The following is a 25640-nucleotide window of genomic DNA, read 5'->3' as shown; positions in this document are numbered from 1 at the left end:
CCCAACAAAAAATTAAAAGTTTGAAAAAAGCATTCGTAATTATAATAGTATTATTTTCAATATTTTCATGCAATAAAACCGATGAAAAAGTAGAAACTAAAATTAGCAAACCAAAACTCAAAAAGGTAGAATTTGGCTTTAATTACGCTGACTTTAATGTTATTCAGGACACTATAAAAAAAGGCGATTCTTTTGGGTCAATTATTCAAAACCAAAATATTGGAGATAAACAAGTTTTTGATCTTGTCGAACAGGTAAAAGACTCTTTTAATGTAAGAACAATTCGTTACGGCAAGCCTTATACGATACTTCGCTCTAAAAATAAAACCAATAAACTTGAAGTATTTATTTATCAGCCGGATGCTTTAACTTATTACGTTGTTGACGTAAGGGACAGTATAGCAAAAGCTTACAAAAAAATCAAACCCGTTTCTTTTAAACGTAAGATAATAGGCGGTGTTTTAAAAAGCTCGTTATCTGAAACTTTAGGAAACGAAAGTGTCGAAACGGCTCTTGCCAACAGAATCACCAAAGTATTTTCATGGTCAATTGACTTTTTTAAATTAAAAAAAGGAGACCGTTACGGTTTAATTTTCACTGAAAGATTTATTAACGGAAAAACTTACGATGGCGTTGAGGATCTGGAAGCAGCCTTTTTTGAATATAAAGGTAAGATTGCTTATGCTTTTCCATTTGAAAAAGACAGCCTTTCAGGGAAAGTAGAATATTATGATGATCAGGGAAAAACCTTGAAGAACTTTTTCTTAAAAACACCAATCAAATTCAGCAGAATCACTTCGAGATTTACGATGAATAGATTTCATCCTGTGCAACATACCTGGAAAGCTCACAAAGGGACAGATTATGCCGCACCACGAGGAACACCTATTTCTACCACAGCTTCAGGCGTTGTAGAGGCGACCGGTTACACAGCCGGAAACGGAAATTTTGTAAAAGTAAAACACAACGGAACCTACTCTACTCAATATTTACACATGTCTAAAATTCTGGTGCGTCGCGGACAACGCGTCACTCAAGGACAAACTATTGGACTGGTTGGAAGTACAGGATTAGCTTCAGGCCCACACGTTTGTTACCGATTCTGGAAAAATGGCGTTCAGGTGGATGCACTTCGTCTTAATTTGCCAACCGGAGAATCTTTAACCGGGAATGACAGAACGCGTTTCTTAAATCAAATTGAACCTTTGAAAAAAGAATTGGACAGTATAGGTAATTTATAATTTTCATTTTTCTTTAAAAAATTAGAAATAGCCATGGAAAACAAACGCATTAAAGACATTCTTGATGAAACTTTTTCAGACTTAAAGCTATTCTACAGAGACACTATTTTATCTGATGACTTAATTGCGAAATATAAAGTTGGTCAAATATTAAAGGAAAAAAGTTTTACTGATATGAGTTTTATCGGCGGAGGTCTTTCGGGAAATTGCAGGTATTTAATCGCAAGTTCAGATGCAAGAGACTTATCAAAATTCAATCCGGATTCGGTAAAAAACGGACATGCACTTCTAGATGATAATTCGTTTTTTAAGGTATTGGACATTCAGAAAATCAATAACAAAACTCAAATTTTCCTTTTAAATATACCCGGAAACTCACTTCCGCTTTTTAAAAATTCAACTTCAAATCTTGAGGAAGAAATCACAGAAAAAGCCAGACAAAAATTTATTGATAAAGTTGATTCGATAGTAATTCCAGAATTACAAACGGAAGACTGGAAAGAAAGAACAAAATTCCCAATAGGAATGAGTGATTCTGGCGAATTATTTTTTGATGATGCCACTATCAAAATTGAAGAACCACAAAGAATTGAAATCAATAAAGCTGAGAAAAAAATTGAAATCAATAAAAAGCCCTGGTGGAAGATTTGGTAGTAATAACAATTAGTAAATTTCAAATCAATACAAAAGTGAAATTAATATATAAATTTCATATATTTGTAGCATAATTTTTACTTTATTAAACTCAAAAAAAATGGCAACTACAATTAAAATTACTCCCGTAGTAAAAGGTAATGAATCTAAAAGATTCAATACTGCCATATCTTCAAGTAAAACAAATAAAATTTCTGAAGAAAAAAAAGCTAAAATATTTTCTTTAGTAAGTAAAGTTATGGCAAAAAAAGCATAGATAATGGACTTATCTGATTTTGCTTTTTCATTATTAAATAATGACGATATTTTAGACAATTTTGACTGTGAAGATCAGGAAATAAATGAGTTTTTACTGGACGATTCTAAAAATTTCCAGAGCGAAAAAATCACAAATACTTATTTATTCAAAGAAAGTAGTCAAATAGTAGCTTTCTTTTCAATATCAAATGATTGTTTAAATGACTTAGGCTACGAAAATTCCATTTGGAACAAATTACACCGTAAAATTAAATTACCTAACGAGAAAAGAATCAGGCAATATCCTGCTGTTAAAATTGCAAGATTGGGAATTGACAAAAACTATAAAGGTAATGGACTTTCTCATCAACTGCTTGACTTCATCAAGGGCTGGACTTTTATCGAACACAAACCCGCATGTCGATTATTAATCTTAGACGCTTATAATAAACCTGTACAACTTGCAACTTATCAAAAAAATGATTTCGCTTTTTTATTAGATTCCGACAAAGAAGAAAAACACAGATTTATGTATTTTGATTTGATGAGACTAGAATAATCAATTTTCACCTATCTTAATTGCAAACCTCCTTTTAAGTAGTAACAAAAACGTTTTCGTAACTAATTGTTATATAATTGTGCAGCGATACCCCATTTAAAGTAATTTCAGTATTTTTGTGTTTTTATAAACCACATTTTCAATTACACAAAAAATGGCTTTAAACACAACAAACCCAACCGGGACTGAAGCGTGGAAAAATCTGCAAAACCACTATAACGCAATTCACGAAACTACGATACAAGAATTGTTTCAACAAGATAATGCTCGTGTTGAAAAATTCAATTTACAATGGAATGACTTTTTAATTGATTATTCTAAAAACAACATCAGTCAGGAAACCATTTCACTTTTACTGGAATTAGCTAATTCAATTGGATTAAAAGAAGCTATTGCACAATATTTTGGTGGAGAAATCATCAATCAAACCGAGAACAGAGCTGTTTTACATACAGCTTTACGTGCTCCGGAATCGACCGTGATTAAAGTTGACGGAGAAAATGTAATTCCGGAAGTTTACGAAGTAAAAAATAAAATCAAAAAATTTACGAACGAAGTTATTTCGGGAGAAAGAAAAGGTTTTACCGGAAAAGCATTTACTGATATCGTTAATATTGGAATTGGAGGATCTGATCTTGGTCCGGTTATGGCGGTTGAAGCATTACAATTTTACAAAAATCACTTAAATGTTCATTTCGTTTCGAATGTGGACGGTGATCATGTAAACGAAGTGATCAAAAAACTAAATCCGGAAACAACGTTATTTTTAATCGTTTCTAAAACTTTTACTACTCAGGAAACTTTATCCAATTCTGAAACAATCAAAGAATGGTTTTTGAAATCTGCTTCGCAGGAAGATATTGCTAAACATTTTGTGGCAGTTTCTACAAATATTCAAAAAGTAACCGAATTCGGAATTAATCCAGACAACGTTTTTCCAATGTGGGACTGGGTAGGCGGAAGATTCTCTTTATGGAGTGCAGTTGGTTTAAGCATTGCTTTGGCAGTAGGTTTTGATAATTACAATGAATTATTGAAAGGTGCTAACGAAATGGATGAGCATTTCAAAACCACTGAATTTGACGAAAATATTCCGGTTATTCTGGCTTTACTAAGCGTGTGGTACAACAATTTCTTTGGTGCCGAAAGTGAAGCTTTAATTCCGTACACACAATATCTTCAAAAATTAGCTCCTTATTTGCAACAGGCAACTATGGAAAGTAATGGAAAAAGTGTTGGTCGTGACGGAAAACCAGTAAATTATCAAACCGGCACTATTATTTGGGGAGAGCCAGGAACGAATTCACAACATGCTTTCTTCCAATTAATTCACCAAGGAACAAAATTGATCCCAACTGATTTTATTGGATTCGTAAAACCTTTATATGGAAACAACGATCATCATGATAAATTGATGTCAAACTTTTTTGCTCAGACGGAGGCATTATTAAACGGAAAAACTACGGCTCAGGTTCAGGCTGAATTCGACAAACAAGGACTGTCAGCAGAAAAAGCAGCTTATTTAGTACCTTTTAAGGTTTTCACAGGAAACAAGCCAACGAATACAATCCTTATTCAAAAATTAACTCCTAAATCTTTGGGGGCATTAATTGCTTTATATGAACATAAGATTTTTGTTCAGGGAATTATCTGGAACATTTTTAGTTATGATCAATGGGGAGTAGAATTAGGAAAACAGTTAGCCAACTCTATTTTAGATGAAATAAACACAAAAAATGTTAAGCGTCATGATAGCTCAACCTCATTTTTGTTAAATCATTATTTGAAGCATAAGTAGAATTTGTTAAAAAAACCACATAAAGAACTGAAACGCCCTAATTTAACAAAAATTAAGGCGTTTTTTCGCATAAATACCCGATTGTAAACCCCCAAAGGATAGGCAATTGAAAGTTTACAGTTACACCACCGATCATATTGTTGTGATTTTAACAAAAATCAGTAGGCTAAATTCAAAAAATCATTATTTTATTTAACGAATAAAGAAAAAATCATTTTAATGCGCAAGCAATTAGATAAAACTTGTTTTTCTTAACATTTCGATAACACTATCTGATTATTTTGTTATAATTTTGCCAAAAACAATAAACTAAATAAACGCAAAGAATGAAAAAAATTATTTTTATTTTGATTATTTTTCTATCGGCCTTAGGTCATGCCCAAGTTACGGGTTCAGCCATGTCAGGTACTGTTAGATCAAGCAAGGGAGAAGCACTTCCAGGAGCAACCATCGAAGTTGTTCACAAGCCAACTGGGACAAAGTACTTTTCTACTACAGATTTCGACGGTGGATATGCTGTACAAGGTTTAAGACCAGGTGGTCCTTATACTGTAAAAGTAACTTACATTGGGTTCAAAACTACTGAAATTACAGACATTAACGTTGGTCTTGGTAACAACTTGACTGTAAACGTTAAAATTGAAGAAGAGTCTAATGCTCTTCAAGAAGTTGTAGTTTCAACAAAATCAAAAGGAAATTTTAATAAAGGAAGAACTGGTGCATCACAACAGTTTTCTAACAGAGAAATCACAGCAGTTCCGGTTTTAGGATCTCGTTCTATAAACTCTGTTACAAAATATAATGCAAATGCAGGTGCTAACGGAACTTTTGGAGGTCAGGATTCAAGATTGAATAACTTTACAATCGACGGTTCTGTATTCAATAACGGATTTGGTCTTGGATCAGATTCACAAGCTGGAGGTAGAACAGGTTCTACTGCAATTTCATTAGATGCGATTGAGCAATTACAAGTAAATATTGCTCCTTATGACATTCGTCAATCTGGATTCTTAGGTTCTGGTATCAATGCTGTAACGAGAAGTGGAACAAATGATGTTGAAGGATCTGTTTACAATTCATTCAGAAACAACAAAAAAAGCTTCATTGGAACTCACGCTGGTGATGTAAATATTACTCCTGGAAAATTTGAAGAAAAAATCTGGGGAGCTCGTATTGGATTACCAATTATCAAAGACAAGTTATTCTTCTTTGGTAACTTTGAAACTATTGATAACGTAAGCCCGGCTACAAACTGGACATCTACAGGTTCTCCTAATTCAAGTGGTCAGGTATCTCTTCCAACTTATACTGAGATGCAAACTCTTTCTACTTTCATGAAAGATAAATTTGGATATGATACAGGTGCTTGGGAAAATTATGATTCTTCAAGAGAATCAAAAAAATTCTTAACTAGAATTGACTGGAACATTAACGACAATCACAAACTTACTGCTCGTTACGTATTCCATAACTCATCTTCTGATCAGTTAACTTCAAACTCAAATTCATTAGGTTTTGGTAACAGAACTAATAGTGCACTAGCAATGTCTTATAAAAATAGTGGATATACTATTTTAGATAACACAAGATCTATTGTATTAGAATTGAACAGTAAATTAAGCAATTCTTGGTACAACAACTTCATTGGAGGTTACGACAAACAAATTGAAGACAGAGGTTTAATTGGTGGTGGTTTTTTCCCAACAATCGATATTAAACAAGGTTCTGCTACTTATATCTCAGTTGGTTTAGATCCTTTTACTCAAGGTAACAAACTTTCTTACTCTACATTACACTTTACTGACAACTTGACTAAAACTATTGGAAAACACTCTTTAGTATTTGGTGCAAACTTTGAATATTTCAAGTCTGATAACTTGTTTTTCTCAGGATCAAACGGAGTTTACGTTTTTAACTCTTTAGCTGATTTTTATGCAGCAGCAAACGAATCTGCAGCGAATGGTGGTGCTCCGTCATCCGCAAGCATTACTTCACCTGCTCGTTTCCAATACAGATATTCTGCTTTACCTGGAGGTGGAGAGCCAATGCAAACATTAAAATCTAACAAGATAGATTTATATGCTCAGGATGAAATAAAATTAAGCGACCGATTTAAACTATCTGTTGGTTTAAGAGCTTCTAGAGTTTGGTATGCTGATACAGCATTAGAAAACCCTGCTGTTACCGCTATGACTTTTGCTAATGGCGAAAAATTTAATACTGGTACAATGCCAGATGCTGCATACTTATTTGAGCCTAGAGTTGGTTTCAACCTTGACTTAAACGGAGACGCTTCAACAATCGTACGTGGAGGTTCAGGTATTTTTACAGGTAGATCTCCTGCCGTATATTTATCTAATCAAATTGGAAATAACGGAGTTCTTATGGGTACTGTAGACGTAAGTGGTGCAGCTTTAGCTGCCGGAGGATACGGTTTTACACCAAGACCTGCTGATTATTTTACACCTGCAACTCCAACATTGCCATCAACTTTTGACTTGGCATTTACAGATCAAAAATTCAAATCTCCACAGGTTTGGAAAACTACAATGGCAGTTGATCAAAAACTTCCATTTGGATTTACTGGTACAGTTGAAGGAATACTTCAAAAAAACATCAACGCTATCACCTATTACAATGCTAACTTTGATGCTCCTGTTGGAACGTTCAGTGGTACTGACAACAGACCAAGATACTCTCGTAATGATGCTGGTACACGTGTAAATGATAACGTTTCAAATGGTATCGTTTTAACAAACACTCAAGAAGGATATTTTTACTCAACTACATTTAAATTAGAGTATCCTTACCAAAAAGGTCTTTGGGGATCATTTGCTTATACTCATTCTAATGCTACAGACTTAATGTCTCCAGGATCAGTAGCTTCTGGTTCATGGACAAGTGCAAGATCTGTAAATGGAAATAATGATTTAGATGTTTCTAATTCAAACAACAACACACCAAATCGTTTAGTTGGAGTTATTGGATACAGAATTGAATATGGTAAAGGTATGATTGGAGGAGCAACTTCTATCAACTTAGGTTACATCGGAGAACAAGCTGGTCCTTTCACTTACACATATAGTGGTGACATGAATGGAGATAGAGTAAGTGGTAATGACTTACTTTATGTACCTAACAGTGCAAATGAGCTTCGTTTTAACCCACTTACAGTAGTTAGTACTGTAAATGGTGTTGCAACTACAAGAGTTTATACTGAAGCTGAACAAAGAACTGCATTTGATGCTTATATCAATCAGGATTCATACCTACGTACAAGAAGAGGTCAATACGCTCAAAGAAATGAGTCTACTTTACCAATGTTACACAGATTAGATTTATCTATTTCTCAAGACATTAACTTAGTTATAAAAGGTAAAAAGAACAGTTTCCAATTCAGAGCTGACATCTTGAACTTTACAAACATGATTAACAGAGACTGGGGTATTTCTCAAAGAGCAACTAACCCTAATCTTTTAGCATTTGCTAATGCATCAGCTGCTAACGTACCATTTTACACGCTTGCTACGCAAACAGATCCTAACGGAAACAGATATTTAATTAAAGACACTTACCAAAAAAATTCATCAACATTTGATGTTTGGCAATTGCAATTTACACTTAGATATATCTTTGGCAAATAATTTAGTTTCTAAATAAGAACCAAAATAAATAATAAAAACGGCAGCGACTTTTAGTCAATGCCGTTTTTTTTATGCCCTTTTTTGCTATATTTGTTTTGAACAAAAAAACAGTTTTATGTATAATTTTCTACAAAAATTCCATTCTGGATGGGCTTACTTAGCTTTACTCCTACTAGTAATTGCTGTTGTTAATGCCATTATTGGATTAACCTCTAAAAAAGAATTTACAGCCAAGGATCGCAAGGTTGCCTTATTTGCCTTAATCGGAACTCATACGCAGTTATTGATTGGTTTAATTCTCTATTTTGTATCTCCACTTGGAAAAGCAGCTTTTGGAGAAATGTCTAACGCTGAACTAAGACTAACATCATTAGAACATCCATTAATAAACATAATAGCTATTATCCTAATCACAATTGGATGGTCTAAACATAAAAAATTAATTAATAGCGAAGCTAAATTTAAAACATTCGCTATTTTTTACGGATTAGGATTATTACTTATTTTAAGTAGAATTCCTTGGAAACTATGGTTCTAAAAACCCAATTAAAGCCCTAAAAAACGGGGCTTTTTTTATCTCGGCATATTATTTGTACAAACTCCCCAAGTCTGAAAAAAAATAACCCATGAGAATTAAAAAAAACATTTTACTCACTACAATTACAATAACTTTTTTAAGTTGTTTTACCTACGTAATGAGTCAGCAAACAAAGCCAACAGAGCCAAAAATTGTCCAGGACAGTTTAAAGACTGACAAAACAAAAGGTCAGGCACTTGCAGCAAACGATTCTGTTTTTACAGACAAAAATTTAAAATTAAGACCATATAAAAAATCAGCTCATGCCTCCTACTATGCAGACCGATTTAATGGCAAAAAAACTGCAGATGGCAGCAGATTTAACAACAACAAATACACTGCTGCGCACAAAAAACTTCCTTTTGGAACAAAAATCAAAGTGACCAATGAATCAAACGGAAAGTTTGTAATCGTAAAAGTAACAGACAGAGGTCCATTTGTAAAAACTCGTGAACTAGACCTATCAAAAAGGGCTTTTATGGACATAAGCGGCAGCAAAGGTTACGGCGCCTTAAAAGTCACAATTGAGACTATAGTAGAATAAAAAAAATCCCGTCCTGAAATATCATGACGGGATTTCTTTTTAAACAAACTTTCCGATACTCATTATAATTCCGGTATGAATTCCTTCATGATAATTATTGTAATCCAGGGCTCCTTCAATATTCTTCAGAGTGTAACCCATACTTGTGGTATATTCATTATAATTCTGAAATATTCCGTTTGAATAATCATTTATAGTTTGGTCTAAAGTTGTAGAAAGCAAAACTCTGATTTCATCTACTTCTGCTTGCGAAACATCACCTTCCGGTTTAGTTCCTTTTCTGAATTTGTTTATAAATTCTTCAGAAGCATTTGTTGGTAATCCGGACAATTTATAAATCAAAACTTGTTGCGAAGACACACAATGCGCAATATTCCAAATCAAATTATTACTAAATCCCGGTGGGATTTTGTTTAACTGTTCTAATGAATGATTGTCTAAAACCTTCAAAAGAATTTCTCTAATGGTTTTTTGTACTTCAAATACTGGATTCATAGTTATAATTTTTTTCTAAAATTAGGCATTTTTAAGTTTTAAATGGATTTTCTTTGTAGTCACTTAAATTTAAAATCATGAACAAAATATATTACTTAGCATCTTGTGACACTTGCAGAAAGATCATAAAAAGTTTGCCAAAAGACAACAATTTGGTTTTTCACGATATTAAACAAAATCCGATTACTGAAGCTGAACTCGAAGAAATGTATCAGCTTGCAGGAAGCTATGAAGCGTTATTCAGCAAAAAAGCACAATTATACAAGTCAATGGATTTAAAAAATAAATCTCTGACTGAGGCCGATTATAAAAAATATATTTTGGAACACTATACATTTTTGAGCCGACCGGTTTTTATTATTGATGGTAAAATATACATTGGCAACAGCCAACCCGTTACTTTACAAGTCATGAAAGCTTTGTCTTAAAAAAAGTTAGCCACGAATTTCACTAATTTCCACGAATTACTGCTTCCACATAAACGGAATACGTGAATTTCATTATTACGTTTGTATTGCAAAGCAAACCAACTTAATTCGTGAAAATTCGTGAAATTCGTGGCAAAAAAAACACAAACACTTTCCACAGTTTACAGATTAGCATTTTACGACGCAACACTGCGAACTTTTAATTATCTTTGCGCCTTTATACTCAATTATATGATACAATCTATGACAGGGTTTGGCAAAGCTTCTTTGCAATTGCCTACAAAAAAAATTACGGTCGAAGTAAAATCCTTAAATAGTAAAGGTTTAGATTTAAACGTTAGAATGCCTTCTCTTTATCGCGAGATGGAATTAGGTCTACGAACATTAATCTCGACAAAACTGGAAAGAGGAAAAATTGATTTCGGAATCTACATTGAAAGTACTGCCGAACAAACTTCGACTAAAGTAAATGTCCCGATCGTAAAATATTATATCGCACAGCTTAAAGAAGTGTATGCTGACGCCGATGAAACTGAGTTGATGAAAATGGCAGTTCGTATGCCTGATACGCTAAAAACGGAGCGTGATGAAATTGATGAAAACGACTGGGACCAGATTCAGATTATCATTGAAGAGGCTTTACAAAACATCTTAAGTTTTAGAAAAGACGAAGGAGAATCACTTGAAAAAGAATTCAATCTTCGAATTGGTAATATCCGCCAATATATGAACGATGCTTTGGCTCTTGATCCGGAACGTGTTCAGGCCATAAAAGATCGTTTGCAAACTGCGATTTCTGAATTGAAAGTAAATGTAGATGAAAATCGTTTCGAACAGGAATTGATTTATTATTTAGAGAAATTGGACATTACAGAAGAAAAAGTACGTCTGACGAACCATTTAGACTATTTCCTGGAAACGATTAAAGGAACAGAAGCAAATGGCCGTAAATTAGGTTTCATTACTCAGGAAATGGGTCGTGAAATCAATACTATGGGTTCTAAATCAAATCATGCACAAATGCAGAAATTGGTGGTGATGATGAAGGATGAATTGGAGAAAATTAAGGAACAGGTTTTGAATGTGTTGTAAAAAGCCGTAAGCTTTAAGCTATAAGCGTAAGCCACATACACAGCAAAGTAAAGCTTAAAGCGTACAGCCTAAAGCTTAAAGCATAAATAAAAAGCTTAAAGCGTATTGCTTAGAGCCTAAAGCATACAAAATGAACAAAGGAAAATTAATTGTTTTTTCGGCACCGTCCGGATCAGGAAAAACAACTATAGTTAGACATTTACTTGGGAAAGAAGATTTAAATTTAGAATTTTCGATCTCAGCGGCTTCACGCGACCCTCGCGGAGAAGAAGAACACGGAAAAGATTATTATTTTATTTCGTTGGAAGAATTCAAAAAACACATTAAAGCTGAAAATTTCCTGGAATGGGAAGAAGTTTACCGCGATAATTTTTACGGTACTTTAAAAGCAGAAATCGAAAGAATCTGGGCTTTAGGAAAAAATGTGATTTTTGATATTGATGTTGCCGGCGGATTGCGTATCAAACATAAATTTCCGGAACAAACGTTAGCCGTTTTCGTAAAACCACCAAGTGTCGACGAATTAAAACGCCGCTTAAAACAACGTTCTACTGAAAGTGATGACAAAATAAACATGCGAATTGCAAAAGCTTCTGTAGAATTGGCTACAGCTCCACAATTTGACACTATCATCAAAAACTACGATTTAGATACTGCCAAAGAAGAAGCGTATCAATTGGTAAAAGACTTTGTAAATAAATAGAAATTGAAAAATTAAAGGATTTAAATATTGAAAAAATTATTATAGCAATCTTTAAATCTTTCTATTTTTTAATCTTTTAATAAAAAAAATGAAAATAGGCCTTTATTTCGGAACATATAATCCCATTCATGTCGGTCATTTAATTATTGCCAATCACATGGCAGAGTTTGCCGATTTAGATCAGGTTTGGATGATAGTTACACCCCACAATCCGTTAAAAAAGAAAGCGACTTTATTAGATGATCACCAACGACTTGAAATGGTTTTTCTGGCAACAGAAGATTATCCGAAAATAAAACCCTCAGATATCGAGTTTAAATTACCTCAGCCGAATTACACGGTAAATACACTAGTTCATTTACAGGAGAAATATCCAAATAATGAATTTTCGCTTATTATGGGCGAAGACAACTTGAAAACGCTTCATAAATGGAAAAACTTCGAAGTGATTTTAGATCATTATGAAATCTATGTTTATCCTCGTATTTCTGAAGAACCGGAAAATATCGAATTAAAATCGCATCCAAAAGTGCATATTATTGATGCACCGGTTGTGGAGATTTCTTCGACTTTTATTCGACACAACATTAAAAAAGGAAAAAACATTCAACCGCTTTTACCTCCAAAAGTTTGGGAATATATTGATCACAATAATTTTTATAAGAAATAAAAAAAGCCTGAATCTTTAAAATTCAGGCTTTCTACTTTAAGATATCTCTACATCCTATTCCCAAAAAACAATTTTAATTCCTTAGAAATAGTATCAAAAAACGAGTTTAAGTTATTGTTCTTAGCACTCAACAAATACACGTATTCCTCCGGAACGTGAAAACTATTCCACAACAGCTGCAATTTGTTTTCTTTGATATATTTTCTTGAATTACAATTCCAGGTTATGGCTATTCCCGAATTTCTGGATAACATTTCCAGCATCTCAGATTCTGATGGAATGATATAATTCGGTACTATTGCAGGTCTTTTTTTATTGAATGCATGTAACCAGAATAATTTCACATGTGGAATTCGGGCATCATGACTGTACCATTTTTGATCATTTAGCCACTGCTCTATTTCTGTAGCATTATCTGACTTTAATTTCTGCCTAAAATCGGTTGTATCTAAATTTGTTGAACCAACTACAACCAGCTTAATCTTTCCGATGATTTCATAGATTGTATCAAACGTGTCAAACTTTTTAGTGACTACGGCAAAATCAATTTTTTTAGCGTCTACTAGAGAAAAAAGAACATCGTCTTCAGCGAAAGTAAAATCGATTAGATCAAACTTCGAGATTAAAGTACTTCCAAAACTATTAAATAAATCTTTGGATACTCCAATCGATATTAATCGTTTAGAATCCTCGGCCTTAGCCCTAAAACCGCTTTCAACATTTTCTAATCTGTCGAGCGCATCTATAATTAAATTATTGAGTAACTTAGCGTATTCGGTTGCTTCAACCCCTTTCGACTTCCGATTGAATAATTTATAACCTACATGTGCTTCTAGCATCGATATTTGCTGACTTACTGCTGGTTGACTAATAAACAACTCTTTTGCAGCGACTGAAAAATTACCGTTTTTATAAACCGACTTAAAGGTTCTGTACCATTCTAGATTTACCATGATATAAATATATTTATTACAAACATAGTTTATTTTATTTTTACTAATATCACTTAAGCCGTAAATTTGATGAAAATTTAAACTTATGAAAAAAATAGCATTACTCACGATTATAGCATTCACAGCTTTTAGCACGTTGGCTACAGCTCAAAAAACTAATAGAAAAAGTATGAAAAAAGTATTATTCGTGGTTACAAGTAACGACAAACTTGGTAACACAGGAGAAAAAACAGGATTTTGGTCAGAAGAATTTGCCGCACCTTATTACGAATTATTAGATCAGGGTGTTGAAATTACAATTGCATCTCCACTTGGAGGCCAACCGCCAATTGACCCAAAAAGTGCAGATCCGGCATCGGCAACTGAAGACACCAAACGTTTTGATGCCGATAAAACATTACAGGAAAAACTACAACACACTTTAAAACTTTCGACAATCAATCAAAAAGATTACGATGCCGTTTTTTATCCGGGAGGTCATGGGCCGCTTTGGGATTTAGTGGAAGATCAAAGTTCGGTTGATTTAATTGAATCTTTCTACACACACAACAAACCAGTTGCTTTTGTTTGTCACGCACCAGCGGTTTTGAAAAACGTAAAAGTAAATGGCGAATATTTGGTAAAAGGCAAAAAAGTTACCGGTTTTACCAATGAAGAAGAGGAAGCGGTAGGCTTGACCAAAGTTGTTCCGTTTTTATTGGAAGATGCCCTTTCATCAAATGGCGGAATATTTTCAAAAGGACCAAACTGGCAGCCTTATTCTGTTGAAGACGGACTTTTAATTACAGGACAAAACCCGGCATCATCAAAATTAGTAGCAGGAAAATTGTTACAAAAATTGGGTAAATAAGGGACTAAGGTTCTAAGTTGCTAAGACCCTAAGGTTTTCCTGCTAGTAACTTAAAAACTAACCTCTTATTTACTAACTAATAAAAATTTAAAATAAAAAAAGGTTCTAAGGTTCTGAGACACTAAGTTGCTAAGGCAAAAAAAACTTAGGACCTCAGAACCTTAGCACCTCAGAACCTTAAAAATAAAAAAATGTTAAACTTCGAATTATACAACCCGACGAATTTAATCTTCGGAAAAGGACAAATAGAAAAACTTTCAACTTTAGTTCCAAAAGATGCTAAAATATTATTGGCGTATGGTGGCGGAAGTATTTTTAAAAACGGTGTTCACGAACAGGTGATCAGCAATTTAAAAGGTTTTAATATTGTGGAATTTGGCGGAATAGAACCAAATCCGCATTTTGAAACTTTGATGAAAGCTGTTGAAGTAATTAAAGCCGAAAAAATAGATTTTATTCTGGCAGTTGGAGGCGGATCTGTAATTGACGGTGTGAAATTTATTTCGGCAGCCGTAAATTTTGATGGAAATCCGATTGATATTTTGCAAAAGCGAATTTTGATTAAGGAAAATGCAGTGCCTTTTGGAACCGTTTTAACTTTACCGGCAACAGGAAGCGAAATGAATTCCGGCTCAGTTGTGACCATTGCAGCAACTCAGGAAAAATTGGCATTTGGCGGTAGTGCCTTATTTCCAAAATTCTCCATTTGCGATCCAACCGTTATTACTTCTTTACCAAAAAGACAATTACAAAATGGAGTTGTCGATGCGTACACACACGTAATGGAGCAATATTTAACCTATCCGCATGATGGTTTTCTACAAGACCGAATTGCTGAGGGGATTTTACAAACTTTAATCGAAGTTGGTCCAAAAGTGGTTGAAAATCCAAGTGATTATGCTTTGGCTTCTAATTTTATGTGGAGTTGTACAATGGCTTTAAACGGATTGATTCAAAAAGGTGTTCCTCAAGATTGGGCAACGCATATGATTGGTCACGAATTAACCGCTTTGTACGGCATCGATCACGCACGAACTTTGGCGATTATCGGCCCAAGTTTATACAACGTAATGTTTGATACTAAAAAAGGAAAATTAGCGCAATACGGAAGAAGAATTTTTAATCTTACTGGTTCTGACGAAGAAGTAGCAAAAGAAGCAATCAATAAAACTGTAGAGTTTTTCCATACTATGGGAATGGATACTAAACTTTCCCAATATACAGATGATTACAGCGAAACAGCAAATTTCATTGTAAACCGTTTTGATGAAAGAGGCTGGAAAGGCTTGGGAGAAAATCAATTAGTGACTTTAGACAAAGTTAAATCTATTGTAGAATTAAGCTACTAAATAAAATTCCAAAATTTTTAAATTCCAAATTCCAATTGCAGACGTAATAATTGGGATTTGGAATTTTTTATTTGAAATTGGAATTTAAGTTTTCAATGTTGGAATTTGAAATTTAGAAATTGGATTTGTTCGATTTTCTAAATCAAAAAAGGCGATCTTAATTATGTTTAAGAGCGCCTTTTTAAAATACTAAAACAAAACTAACTAACTCAATTTTTGCTAAACTCATTAAAATTCTAATTTATAATTACTTATAACGTAAGGGCTCTACTATTATTGTATGAGAGTTGAAATATTTTTTATAATTTTTAAAAGCATCTTAAAACCCTTGCATTTAAGGCGCTTTTTAAAATTTCTTAAATCAGATTTTGTATTATTACTACTTTATTAAGTACTTTTGCTTCAAATTATTAAAATAATGAGCCAAAATTTAAAATTTGCAGTAATTGGAGGAGGTAGTTGGGCGACGGCAATTACAAAAATGCTATGTGTAAATCTTTCCGAAATTGCATGGTATATGCGTAATGACGCTGCAATAGAGCACATTCAAAAATACAAACATAATCCTAATTATTTAAGTTCGGTAGAATTTGACACCTCTAAACTTAAATTAACTAATAATATCAACGAAGCAATCGAATATGCCGATTATATAATTTTTGCTATTCCATCAGCTTTTTTAGATGCGGAATTAAAAAATATGACGGTTTCTTTGTCTGATAAAATCATTTTCTCAGCCATTAAAGGTATTGTTCCTGAAACGAGTTTAATTGTTGGGGAACATTTCCATATTCAATACGACATTCCATATTACAACATTGGTGTTATTACAGGTCCTTGTCACGCTGAAGAAGTAGCATTAGAAAGACTTTCATACTTAACAATTGCCTGCGGTGATCCTGAAAAAGCATGCATCGTGGCAAAATCATTATCAGGAAACTATATTAAAGCCAAAATTTCAGACGACATCATCGGTACTGAATATGCCGCGATGCTTAAAAACATCTACGCTATTGCTGCCGGAATTGCACATGGTTTGGGTTATGGCGATAATTTCCAATCGGTGATGATGAGTAACGGAATTCGTGAGATGAAAAAATTCATCAGAAAAGTTCATAAAATGAAACGTAACATCAATGATTCGGCTTATTTGGGCGATTTATTGGTTACTGGATATTCAGTATTCTCAAGAAACAGAATGTTCGGAAATATGATTGGAAAAGGATATACCGTAAAAAGCGCCATGATGGAGATGAGCATGATTGCAGAGGGTTATTACGCCACTAAAAGTGCTTTTAAACTAAATCAGGGTTACGGTGCCAAAACGCCAATTATCGACGCTGTTTACGCTGTTTTATATGAAGGAAAGGATGCCAAGACTGTGTTTAAGAAATTGACTGAGTCTTTGGATTAGTTTTTTTTAAATGCAAGAAGCAAGAGAATAGAGCCAAGAGGATAAGCTTTTATTTGCATAAACACAAAAAAAGAGTCAAGACGAAATTGAATTAGTCTTGACTCTTTTTTTGTGTTTTGGAGATTCTTGATTCTTTTATCTAAAATCTTGTTTCTTGCTTCTTGCTTCTTTCCTCTTGCCTCTATTCTCTTGCTTCTCGACTACTTCACCATCACCCCCTCAACAAACAAAATCGGCACTTCTTCCGTATCATTTTCATTGATTAGGTTTGATTTGAAAATGAATTTCTTGTCGTACAAAGTATTTCCGATAAAGAAAGTCACCATGAATTCGTTATTTAAAACTAAAAGGCTCTTTTCGATCATTTCGATTTTCACTACAGAAACAGCTGGAACCTCAACAAAAGCGTGACGTAAAACAGAGGTTTTTTTCATTTCACCATCAATAGTTCCAAAAGCTTTTGAAACAACCATAACGCTGTCTAAATTAAAGTCACTGTCGTTCACTAGGTATGCATACCATACCTTCTCCATAAAATCATCACTCCATTCCTGAACAGCGGCAAGGAATACGTTTTCTACTTCGGGGATTGTTATATCTTTTTTCATATTATTTAGTCGAAAGTCTTAAAGTCGAAAGTCATAAAGTCAAAAGGACTAAAAGACAAAAGCCTCAAAATTTGAGACTTTACGACTTTTGACTTTATGACTTTCGGCTTATATATTAGATTTAAATTGCTCTAAGAAACGAACATCATTTTCATAAAAATCATCACTCCATTCCTGAACAGCGGCAAGGAATACGTTTTCTACTTCGGGGATTGTTATATCTTTTTTCATATTATTTAGTCGAAAGTCTTAACGTCGAAAGTCATAAAGTCGAAAGGACTAAAAGACAAAAGCCTCAAAATTTGAGACTTTACGACTTTTGACTTTATGACTTTCGGCTTATATATTAGATTTAAATTGCTCTAAGAAACGAACATCATTTTCATAAAACATACGAATATCACCAATTTGATATAATAACATCGCAATACGCTCCACTCCCATACCGAAAGCAAAACCATTGTATTCGTCTGGATTGATATCGCAATTTTTAAGAACATTAGGATCAACCATTCCGCAACCACCAATTTCTAACCAACCTGTTCCTTTTGTGATACGGTAATCGGTTTCTGTTTTCAGACCCCAGTAAATATCAATTTCGGCACTTGGTTCTGTAAATGGAAAGTATGATGGACGCAAACGAATCTTCGATTTTCCGAACATCTCTTTTGTAAAATAAAGTAATGTTTGTTTCAAATCGGCAAAGGAAACATCTTTGTCAATGTACAATCCTTCCACCTGATGGAAAATACAGTGTGAACGAGATGAAATCGCTTCGTTACGAAACACACGTCCCGGAGAAATTGTACGGATTGGCGGTTTGTGATTTTCCATGTAACGCACCTGAACAGATGATGTATGCGTACGCAACAAAACGTCAGGATTCGTCTGAATGAAAAATGTATCCTGCATATCACGCGCCGGATGATATTCCGGTAAGTTCAATGCAGTAAAATTATGCCAATCGTCTTCAATTTCCGGACCTTCGGAAACGTTGAAGCCAATATTGGCAAAAATATCTATAATCTGATTTTTTACAATAGAAATAGGATGACGGGAACCAATAATTACAGGCTCTGCAGATCTGGTTAAGTCACCAAAAATCCCTTTTACTTCCTGTTTGCTTTCTAACGCTTCTACAATTGCTTTTACTTTGTCTTCAGCAGCCGTTTTTAACGCGTTTATAACTTGTCCGAATTCCTTTTTTTGATCGTTAGGCACGTTTTTAAATTCAGCAAAAAAGTCATTCAAAACACCTTTTTTACCTAAGAATTTAATACGGAATGCTTCAAGCTCAGCTGCATTTTCAGTTGAAAAAGCCTGCGCTTCGCCAATGTAGTCTTTTATCTTATCTATCATTTTCCTTCAATAATTGAGAGAACAAATTTAGTGATTTTAGTTGAAAGTAAACAGTCGCAATCACAGTTTTCAGTCTTTGATGCTGTTATAATTGTGACTGCGACTAAAAACTATTCAATAACTTCTCTTTCTAAAAAGTAATTCACAATAGCTTCTTTCATCAAAACCGATTGTTCGCCTGCTTTTAGTGGTGGTAACTCTTCTTTTACTTTGTAATGCGGCCAGCCGTCTTCATCGAAATACTCGAACTCATAGAATCCGTAAGGCTCCAATAATCGGCAAATGGCGATGTGCATTAAATTTAATTTTTCATCCTTCTTGAATTCGCGATGCACTTTTCCGAGTTCCTGAACTCCGATTAAGTAAATAATGGCATCTAAATCTAAGTCTTCACCTTGCGAAAACTGATTTGAAAGTATATCAACGAGCTTTTCCCAACGCTCTTTTAATTGTGTATCTCTGGACATTTTTAATTTATGATTTTAGATTGTAGATTTTAGATTGTGGAATGATTTTTCGATTTTTAAATCTAAAATCTACAATCTAAACTCTAAAATTAGAAGTGCAAAGATACGGACTTCAAATCCAATGACCTTAAAAAATAAAACATCAGAAAATAAAAACCTTTGAGCCTTTGCATCTATGAACCTCTGAGCCTCAAAAAACAGATAATTCTTTTATATTTGCGCCTCAATAAAACAACAGATATATGAGTTTTTTCGACATGATTTTTGGAGCACTTTTAGCTTTTAGTTTATACAAAGGTTTTAAAAATGGGCTTTTTGTAGAAGTTGCTTCTTTTGTTTCTTTGTTATTGGGAATTTATCTTGCAATTAAATTCTCTTCCTTAATGAAAGAAATAATAATAAAACATGTTTCCTGGAATCCAAACACCATTCAGGTTACGGCTTTTATTCTGACTTTTATTCTGGTTGTAATTGGTGTTTATTTTTTAGCCAAAATCCTCACCGGAATTGCCGATTTCGCTTTCCTTGGATTACCTAATAAACTTGGTGGAGCTTTTTTCAGAGTTTTGAAAACCATTTTGATTATGAGTGTTTTTATTGCACTTTTTGAGAAAATAAACTTCAATAATACTTTTGCTAAAAAAGAAACTTTAGATAACTCTATTTTTTACAATCCGGTAAAAAAAGTGGCAGCTTTTGTGTATCCGTCTATTGAAAAATGGTATGAATCTTTTAAAGAAGAACATGCTAAAGAATCTGAGAAAAAATCCACCGAAACTTCTGAAAAAGAATAATTAAGTCCCAGAGGAACAACATATTTATAGGAATTTACGAATACAGCTGGCATAAACCCCATCGGGGTGGCACTTACTAATTGTAAGAATCAATATGTCGCTCCGCTGGAGCTTTATTTCCGTTAATATTCTAATTGCTATAAACATATTGCTCCGCTGGAGCTCATTAACAACAAAACCTAACAGATTTTATCCCGAGGCTTCGGGACTGTTAGGTTTGATAAAGATTATGTTTAGAATTATTTTACCAGTTTAATTCTGTTTTTTTTCCTTTTTTCAATGTGATATCTTGCTTTTTATCACCGCTTATTAAAGTTGTTTTTCCTCCATTTTTAGAAATTATCGTAACTTTTTTAAGTGATTTATTTTCCCACGACATTTCAATTTCAAATCCTCCTCTTGCACAAATTCCTTTTACAGATCCGGTTTCCCAGGCATCTGGCAAAGCAGGCAATAATCTGATTTCGTTTTCGTCAGATTGTACCAGCATTTCGGCTACAGCGGCAGCTCCGCCAAAATTACCATCGATTTGAAATGGCGGATGTGCATCAAATAAATTCGGATACGTTCCTCCGCCTCTTCTTGGTTTTTCTGTTTTCTTTTTGTCAGGATCAACGTATCTCAACAGTTCCCTGAACATTTTGTAGGCACGATTTCCGTCCCAAAGTCTTGCCCAAAGATTAATTCTCCAGCCTTTTGACCAACCCGTGGTTTCATCGCCTTTTATCTCAAGTGTTTTTCTTGCTGCCTCAGCCAAATCAGGTGTTTTTTCAGGTGTTATTTGATGACCCGGAAAAAGTCCGAATAACTGAGATTGATGACGGTGTTTCTGATCCTTATCATCCCAATCAAAATACCATTCTTGTAAATTTCCTTTTTTTCCTATTTGATAAGGCGCCAGTTTAGAAAGTGCCGTTTCTAGCTTTGCTCTGAATTCGGCATCGATATTTAGTGCTTTTGAAGCTTTTATTGTTTTGTCAAAACATTCTCTGATCATCGCCAAATCGGCAGTTCCGCCATATAATGTAGCTCCAATAAAATCATCTGGCGTTTTATATTGATTCTCCGGAGAAGTTGATGGCGACGTGATTAAGTTTCCGTTTTTATCCAGAATCATCCATCCTAAAAAGAATTGTGAAGCTCCTTTCATAATGGGATAACCTTCACTTTTCAAATAATTTTTATCCTGCGTAAAAACATAATGTTCCCAAATATGTGTGCTCAACCAAGCTCCCGCTGTGTTCCAGCACGCCCACATTGGCTCTTCTTTTCCGAATTGCCCCACCGGATTTGTCATTGCCCATATATCCGAGTTATGTGAGGCAGACCAGCCCTCATTCACCCCATAAAAAGTTTTTGCAGATACTTTTCCGGTTACCGAAAGATTTTTGATAAAACTCAAAAGCGGTAAATGCATTTCTGAAAGATTGGTGTTTTCTGCCAGCCAATAGTTTTCTTCCAGATTAATATTCATGGTGTAATTGCTGCTCCATGGCGGATTTAAATACGGATTCCAGATTCCTTGCAAATTTGCCGGAACGCCCATTGTTCTTGAACTGCTGATTAATAAATAACGCCCGTAATTAAAATATAAAATCTCTAAATTTTTATCCTCGCTCCCATCTGAATAACGCAATAAACGTTCGTCTGTTGCTAAATTTGGAGCGGTTGTTTTGCCTAAATCTAAAGTTACACGATTGTAGAATTTCTGATAATCTGCAATATGAGCTTGTTTTATTTTTCCGAATGTTTTTGAAAATGCTTTGTTCAGATTTTCTGATGCAATTGCCTTATCATTTAATCCCTGACTCGCCGGATTTTTGTCGAAACCATTAAAACTGGTTGCGATTGAAATATAAATTACTGCTTCGGTGGCGTTTTTTACACCCAAAGTTTTATCGGTGCTTACAATTTGCCCGTCTGTATTTTTGATTTTCATGAGGGTTGTAAATCTTGTTCCTCTTTCTTTTTCGAGAAGAAATGCAGGCTGTACTGTATAACCAGCATTTTCATGGATTGGCGCAACGCCGTTCATGGACAAAACATTGTTTTTTACGGATACATCAAACTTTAATAAACTCGTCGAATTAAGATCAAAATTCAGCACGCCTTTTTGACTGCTGGTTAATTTGATTATCATAATTTGGTCTGGTGCCGAAACAAAATATTCGCGGGTAAATTTTACGCCATCAATTTCATAAGTGACTTTTGATGTTGCATTTGCAATATCAAGTTCTCTGTAATAATTAGTAACTTTCCCTTTATTGGAATTGTTAATTTCCATTGTTCCGAGTGGTGCGTACGATTCGGAATTCTTGCCTTGAATTTTTTTATTGAGTTCTTCGGCCAGTTTGTAGTTTTCGTTTTTAAGTGCTTCGCGAATTGCCGGAAGATTTTTGTACGCTTCCGGATTCATATTGGCATTTACGGGTTCTCCCGACCAAAGCGTAGCATCATTCAAGTAAATTTTATCTGATTCAACTCCTCCAAAAATGGTTGCTCCGAGTTTTCCGTTTCCTAAAACAAGACTTTCTTCAAAAAATTCTGCTGGCTGATTGTACCATAAAACATGTGTGGATTGCGCCGTCATGTTTGTATAGAATAAAGAAAAGATGATAATCAGAATTAGTTGTTTTACGGAATTTAAGCTCATATAATATTTCATTTTTTATCCTAACAGGTTTTTTCAACCTGTTAGGTATTAAGTTTTTAGTATCTCTAAGATTATACCTAACAGGTTGAAAAAACCTGTTAGGAGATCTAATGACAATTTATGCGCGTGAGGGATAGAAGTAAACTACCGAAGTAGTACGTATAGCCCGACCGTATTTGCGAAAGGCGCACATAAGCGGTTTGCTACGTAGCGCCTTTTGTAAATACGGTCACGCCCAAATTATAATTATAAATTAGCAAATAAAATACGATAAAATCTTTAATAACAGCGTTTTATCAAATAAATTATTAACCATATAAGTTCATTTAAGAAATTATAAGCTAGATGTTTTCTAGAGTATTAAGTTAAAATATAAGAAAAGTAAGCGAAATTTTAAATGAACTTATATCGAATGAATTTTCACCATAGTAATCAGTATGAGTTTTTAGTTTTCTTTAAAATAAAACAAAAGTTCATTTGAATTAAAATGTTAAAAAAACTTCTATGACTTATATGGTAAAAATTAAATGCGGATTATTTTAGAACATAGCCATACAATATTAATAGTTGCCATGAAACTTTTCACATTTCACTTTTAACCTATTTACTAACTTTATATTTTTCATTTACCGTAATCATTTCCCAATTATCGGTTCTGAAAGGCGATGCAGGGAATTTTTCTTTGTTGTAAAGATTGATTTCGGTGTCGTCGTCTGCCCAACCGTAATGAACGGCAACGGGATTTTTTACGTTTTCGCTAGAAACTATTATTTTGTTGTCTTTAATTATCGCTTTCGCGGAATGAAAAACTTTGTCGGCACCAGCAATTTCGAAACCTTTTACGTTTTCTGAATGATCAGAAGTTGACAAACCGCTACCTATGTTATTGAAAGTCAGCATAATTTGGTTCCCTTTTATTTCCTTAGACTTATAAGTTGGCCCGCTATAAACTTGCTTTTTGTCGTAAACATTATTCAGTGCAATTGCTGCTAAACGAAGTCCGACGTCTTGTTTGTTTGTTGGGTGAATGTCTTTTGCATTACCGATGTCGGTCGTTACGGCCATTCCGGTGTTCGGCAATTTTAAGGTTTCAGATTGTGCTTCGCGAAGTTCAGCCCATCTGCTTCCTATTTTGCTGTTTCCATTTTGCTCATTAAAAGTGGATAACTGTACGAAATAAAACGGAAAATTGCCCTGATTCCATTTTGTTCGCCAGTCGTTGATCATTAATGGAAATGATTTTTTGTATTCCTTTGCACGCCATACATTGGCCTCGCCCTGATACCATAACACGCCCTGAAACGCGTACGGAACCAACGGATTTACCATCGCATTGTACAATAACGAAGGATAACTGTTTGGAGATAAAGAGGTTTTTACGACAATCACTTTGTATTTCCATTTTCCGTCAAGCGGAATATTTTTAGTTCCGAGTGTCAGTTTTAAATCTGCTGCATCTCCGTAAATTCCGCCACCGCCGCTGTTATCGACAATTCGGATTGCGATAACATTTGCACCTTCTTTTAAAACATTTGCCGGAATTTCATAAACACGTTTCAAATCCCATTGGGTGTTTTTGCCAACTTCAATTCCGTTTACGTAAGTGATATCTTCATCATCAATTTTTGAAAGACTTAATGTTGCTTTGCTTTTGATGTCTTCTGCCGAAAGCGTGATCGTTTTTCGCATCCAAACCACGCCGTCTAAATCTCCTAAAGGCTGATTTTCCCACAAACTTGGCGTATTTAATTCGCCCCAGGCTGTATCGTTGAATGTTGGCTCTTTAAAAGTATTTTCATTTTCTGTACTTACCGAAGTTCCCTGAATTTTTTCGACTCTTTCCTGCATTCGTTTTGCGTACAATTTCGAAATCGAATCGATATTAAGCGTTGGAACATCGGCAATCATGGCTTTGAAATCATTGCTTTTCTGGAAAGCTTCGCGGCTTGTCCATGTTTCGACATTGGTTCCGCCCCAGGAAGTGTTGATAATTCCGATTGGGATTTTTAATTCGGCGTACAGTTTTTTGGCAAAATAATAACCGACTGCGGTAAAATTCCCAACGTTTTCTTTGTTGGAAACTTCCCATTTTCCTGCTTTTAAATCGTCTTTTGGCAATCCGCTTAAATCTTGCGCGACACCAAAATGACGAATCATTGGATAATTTGAATCGGCTATTTCTTTCTCGGCGTTCATGGTTTTAAAAACCTGAAATTCCATGTTGGATTGTCCACTGCAAATCCATATTTCGCCCACCAAAACATCTTTAATAATGATTTTATTTTTTCCTGTGATAATTAACTCAAATGGACCGCCGGCTTTTTCGGCTGCCAGTCGAACCGTCCATTTTCCGGTTTTATCAGCCTGAACGGTTTTGGTTTGTTTATTAAAATGAATTTCGACCTTTTCATTGGCGTCTGCCCAGCCCCAAACCGGAATTTCCTTATTGCGCTGCAATACCATCCCGTCCGAGAACAGCAACGGCATTTTGACATTTGCGTTGGCGATTATACCGCACAGCAATAAAAAAAAGGCTATATTTTTTTTCATT

At 34.4% G+C, this 25640-nt stretch carries 24 protein-coding genes; 16 read left to right on the top strand and 8 right to left on the bottom strand.

The genetic code is table 11. The annotated features are described in order from the left end of the window. Window positions 1-20 precede the first annotated feature (20 nt). The 8 genes from J2X17_RS17060 to J2X17_RS17025 all read left to right on the top strand — a co-directional run bounded on the left by J2X17_RS17060 (window position 21) and on the right by J2X17_RS17025 (window position 9254). Window positions 21-1241: a M23 family metallopeptidase gene (locus J2X17_RS17060; protein WP_310300703.1), complete on the top strand. Its 1221-nt coding sequence runs from the start codon at window positions 21-23 to the stop codon at window positions 1239-1241. A gap of 33 nt (window positions 1242-1274) precedes the next feature. After that, the gene (locus tag J2X17_RS17055; RefSeq protein WP_310300699.1) at window positions 1275-1895 is read left to right on the top strand and encodes a hypothetical protein; all 621 of its coding nucleotides are present in this window, start codon (window positions 1275-1277) and stop codon (window positions 1893-1895) included. Between the two features lie 100 nt (window positions 1896-1995). Continuing rightward, entirely contained in the window at window positions 1996-2151 is a 156-nt protein-coding gene (locus tag J2X17_RS17050) for a hypothetical protein (protein ID WP_310300698.1), read from the top strand. A gap of 3 nt (window positions 2152-2154) precedes the next feature. Next, entirely contained in the window at window positions 2155-2691 is a 537-nt protein-coding gene (locus J2X17_RS17045) for a GNAT family N-acetyltransferase (RefSeq protein ID WP_310300696.1), read from the top strand. A 154-nt stretch (window positions 2692-2845) separates the two neighbouring features. Continuing rightward, window positions 2846-4489, top strand: coding sequence for a glucose-6-phosphate isomerase (pgi, locus tag J2X17_RS17040; RefSeq protein ID WP_310300693.1), 1644 nt, complete (start codon window positions 2846-2848; stop codon window positions 4487-4489). Between the two features lie 326 nt (window positions 4490-4815). Further along, window positions 4816-8133 (top strand): TonB-dependent receptor, encoded by a 3318-nt coding sequence (locus J2X17_RS17035; protein WP_310300689.1) that lies wholly within the window; start codon window positions 4816-4818, stop codon window positions 8131-8133. 115 nt (window positions 8134-8248) lie between these two features. Continuing rightward, a complete protein-coding gene (locus J2X17_RS17030; RefSeq protein ID WP_310300685.1) occupies window positions 8249-8671 on the top strand; it encodes a hypothetical protein in 423 nt (140 codons plus the stop codon). A gap of 88 nt (window positions 8672-8759) precedes the next feature. Beyond that, a complete protein-coding gene (locus tag J2X17_RS17025) occupies window positions 8760-9254 on the top strand; it encodes a septal ring lytic transglycosylase RlpA family protein (RefSeq protein WP_310300681.1) in 495 nt (164 codons plus the stop codon). 39 nt (window positions 9255-9293) lie between these two features. Here the strand turns inward: J2X17_RS17025 and J2X17_RS17020 are convergent, their stop codons facing one another. Beyond that, window positions 9294-9749, bottom strand: a complete 456-nt coding sequence (locus J2X17_RS17020) for a DinB family protein (protein ID WP_310300677.1) — start codon at window positions 9747-9749, stop codon at window positions 9294-9296. 77 nt (window positions 9750-9826) lie between these two features. Between J2X17_RS17020 and J2X17_RS17015 the strand changes: the two genes are divergently transcribed. From J2X17_RS17015 to nadD, 4 genes are all read left to right on the top strand, one after another. After that, a complete protein-coding gene (locus tag J2X17_RS17015) occupies window positions 9827-10177 on the top strand; it encodes an arsenate reductase family protein (RefSeq protein WP_310300674.1) in 351 nt (116 codons plus the stop codon). Between the two features lie 231 nt (window positions 10178-10408). Continuing rightward, window positions 10409-11269 carry a YicC/YloC family endoribonuclease gene (locus J2X17_RS17010; RefSeq protein WP_310300672.1) on the top strand — a complete coding sequence of 287 codons (861 nt, stop codon included), beginning with the start codon at window positions 10409-10411 and terminating at the stop codon, window positions 11267-11269. 130 nt (window positions 11270-11399) lie between these two features. Continuing rightward, complete coding sequence (gene gmk, locus J2X17_RS17005) at window positions 11400-11972, top strand: guanylate kinase (protein ID WP_310300669.1); 573 nt, start codon at window positions 11400-11402, stop codon at window positions 11970-11972. An 88-nt stretch (window positions 11973-12060) separates the two neighbouring features. Next, window positions 12061-12642, top strand: coding sequence for a nicotinate (nicotinamide) nucleotide adenylyltransferase (gene nadD / locus J2X17_RS17000; protein ID WP_310300666.1), 582 nt, complete (start codon window positions 12061-12063; stop codon window positions 12640-12642). A 47-nt stretch (window positions 12643-12689) separates the two neighbouring features. Here the strand turns inward: nadD and J2X17_RS16995 are convergent, their stop codons facing one another. Beyond that, entirely contained in the window at window positions 12690-13595 is a 906-nt protein-coding gene (locus J2X17_RS16995; RefSeq protein WP_194657549.1) for a LysR family transcriptional regulator, read from the bottom strand. Between the two features lie 85 nt (window positions 13596-13680). Between J2X17_RS16995 and J2X17_RS16990 the strand changes: the two genes are divergently transcribed. From J2X17_RS16990 to J2X17_RS16980, 3 genes are all read left to right on the top strand, one after another. Beyond that, a complete protein-coding gene (locus J2X17_RS16990; RefSeq protein ID WP_310300660.1) occupies window positions 13681-14445 on the top strand; it encodes a type 1 glutamine amidotransferase domain-containing protein in 765 nt (254 codons plus the stop codon). A gap of 191 nt (window positions 14446-14636) precedes the next feature. Beyond that, the gene (locus tag J2X17_RS16985) at window positions 14637-15794 is read left to right on the top strand and encodes an iron-containing alcohol dehydrogenase (RefSeq protein WP_310300658.1); all 1158 of its coding nucleotides are present in this window, start codon (window positions 14637-14639) and stop codon (window positions 15792-15794) included. Between the two features lie 418 nt (window positions 15795-16212). Next, window positions 16213-17208: an NAD(P)H-dependent glycerol-3-phosphate dehydrogenase gene (locus J2X17_RS16980; protein ID WP_310300655.1), complete on the top strand. Its 996-nt coding sequence runs from the start codon at window positions 16213-16215 to the stop codon at window positions 17206-17208. 200 nt (window positions 17209-17408) lie between these two features. Here the strand turns inward: J2X17_RS16980 and J2X17_RS16975 are convergent, their stop codons facing one another. The 4 genes from J2X17_RS16975 to J2X17_RS16960 form a co-directional block, all read right to left on the bottom strand. Then, window positions 17409-17816: a hypothetical protein gene (locus J2X17_RS16975; RefSeq protein WP_072969826.1), complete on the bottom strand. Its 408-nt coding sequence runs from the start codon at window positions 17814-17816 to the stop codon at window positions 17409-17411. Between the two features lie 108 nt (window positions 17817-17924). Beyond that, window positions 17925-18047 carry a hypothetical protein gene (locus J2X17_RS16970; RefSeq protein WP_310300843.1) on the bottom strand — a complete coding sequence of 41 codons (123 nt, stop codon included), beginning with the start codon at window positions 18045-18047 and terminating at the stop codon, window positions 17925-17927. Window positions 18048-18155: 108 nt separating this feature from the next. After that, on the bottom strand, window positions 18156-19175 hold the full coding sequence (pheS, locus tag J2X17_RS16965; protein WP_310300652.1) for a phenylalanine--tRNA ligase subunit alpha: 1020 nt from the start codon (window positions 19173-19175) through the stop codon (window positions 18156-18158). A 110-nt stretch (window positions 19176-19285) separates the two neighbouring features. Continuing rightward, a complete protein-coding gene (locus tag J2X17_RS16960) occupies window positions 19286-19642 on the bottom strand; it encodes a hypothetical protein (RefSeq protein WP_310300651.1) in 357 nt (118 codons plus the stop codon). Window positions 19643-19884: 242 nt separating this feature from the next. Here J2X17_RS16960 and J2X17_RS16955 point away from each other — a divergent pair, with 242 nt between their 5' ends. After that, window positions 19885-20436 carry a CvpA family protein gene (locus J2X17_RS16955; RefSeq protein ID WP_310300646.1) on the top strand — a complete coding sequence of 184 codons (552 nt, stop codon included), beginning with the start codon at window positions 19885-19887 and terminating at the stop codon, window positions 20434-20436. Window positions 20437-20680: 244 nt separating this feature from the next. Here the strand turns inward: J2X17_RS16955 and J2X17_RS16950 are convergent, their stop codons facing one another. After that, window positions 20681-23089 (bottom strand): glycoside hydrolase family 95 protein, encoded by a 2409-nt coding sequence (locus J2X17_RS16950; RefSeq protein ID WP_310300643.1) that lies wholly within the window; start codon window positions 23087-23089, stop codon window positions 20681-20683. A gap of 600 nt (window positions 23090-23689) precedes the next feature. Next, window positions 23690-25639, bottom strand: coding sequence for a sialate O-acetylesterase (locus tag J2X17_RS16945; RefSeq protein ID WP_310300640.1), 1950 nt, complete (start codon window positions 25637-25639; stop codon window positions 23690-23692). Between the last annotated feature and the right edge of the window lies 1 nt (window position 25640).

The sequence above is a fragment of the Flavobacterium aquidurense genome (assembly GCF_031458035.1).
Taxonomy (GTDB): Bacteria; Bacteroidota; Bacteroidia; order Flavobacteriales; family Flavobacteriaceae; genus Flavobacterium; species Flavobacterium aquidurense_C.
Note: the sequence above shows the minus strand (reverse complement) of the source record. Positions and strands in the feature narration are given on the sequence as shown.